We start from the raw sequence: 1,402 nt of genomic DNA on the forward strand, positions 1-1,402 counted from the left end.
ACTAGTGTTGCATAAATGTTGACGCAATTTTCAGTTTAATGTTTTTTCCTGTTTAGAGCCAAAAAAGTAAATACCTTATTAAAGGTGGCTCCATCCATTTGGAAATTATGTACAATTAGACTTGTGCGACGACGACAATTTATTTTTAAGGAACGGTTTTTCCTTTAATCTTTCGTATCCAGATATGTGCCGGTTTCCATAACGAAGCCCTTAAAAAACGGCTAATCTGTAGCGTTTTTCGCTTACTTTTTGTTTCGATTTGCGCAATTACATTTAGGCAAAAAACAATCAGTGCGATAAACACTTGGTTTTGAATGGCCCATTCACTTTGTCCGTAGAACTTTTTAATATTGAGATGTTGTTTGATCCACTTAAAAAATAGCTCAATGGCCCAGCGTGATTTATACATCTCTGAAATTTCTTCGGCACTCAAATCAAAACGATTCGTGATTAAATGGAGTACATTTCCTTTTGAATCTATTACTTTTAGAAGGCGAAAGTAGTTTTCAGCTCGGTTTTGAGTTGTACCAATCAAGACCATTTGATCCGATAAGACAGCTGAATCCTCGGGTAGTTTAAAATTATAAACCTCCCGTATGACTGCGTTTTTTCGTAGCCTTGAAAGAAAAAAGTACCCATCATCTGTCATACGATCAAAGCGTTCGTAGTCAAGATAGCCACGGTCAAACACATACATGCATTTTTTGTCGTCCACCATGATTTCAAGCTGACCACGATCATGTTCATTCGCAGTTGTTATCACAGCCTTTTCTGGATAGGAAGTTCCTTTTTCCATAAATACAAGGCGTAAATGCAACTTTACACCCGCCTTTGTTTTGCGGAACTTTGCCCATTTATGATTGGTCAAATTTAGTGGTAACGTGCTTGAATCAATGATTTTTAACGGCATGACCAGCTTTGTATAGTGTGTTTTAGCATGAGTTTGCCCGACTAAATCAAGGAAAAGCATTTGAAATATATCGGGGTTCATGCCATTTAATCGCCGTGATAGCTGAGAAATACTAATTGAATCAAGGTCGACTCCATTTTGAAGGTGGTCATCGAAAAGGCTATCGCCCAATGCATGTAGACTTTCAATTTCTACTAGCTGTGCAAAAAGTAATAATTTAAGGAATGATTCTGTCGTTAATTTTTTCGTATAGTAATCTAATTTCAATGTTTTCACGTTATCTTCTAATAATTGAAGATTAATTGGTGAAAACCATTGTCCAAATGAAGTTTTTCGTGTAATCTTGTCCATAAGTTTGGTCCTTTGTTAGTGGATTTGGACGGGTTACCACCATCTATTTCCATTATAAAGGACTTTTTGTTTGCCTAAAATAATAAAATTGAAGATTTTGAGTCTTTTTAATAGTTAATTTAAATTAATGCAACACTAGTG

1 protein-coding gene is annotated in these 1,402 nt (G+C 35.6%); it reads right to left on the bottom strand.

Annotated features, from left to right (window positions below):
* Positions 1–145: 145 nt before the first annotated feature.
* Complete coding sequence (locus BFL01S_RS19575; protein WP_061786718.1) at positions 146–1,261, bottom strand: IS4 family transposase; 1,116 nt, start codon at positions 1,259–1,261, stop codon at positions 146–148.
* Positions 1,262–1,402 lie beyond the last annotated feature (141 nt).

It is taken from the genome of Priestia flexa NBRC 15715, assembly GCF_001591565.1.
GTDB lineage: Bacteria > Bacillota > Bacilli > Bacillales > Bacillaceae_H > Priestia > Priestia flexa.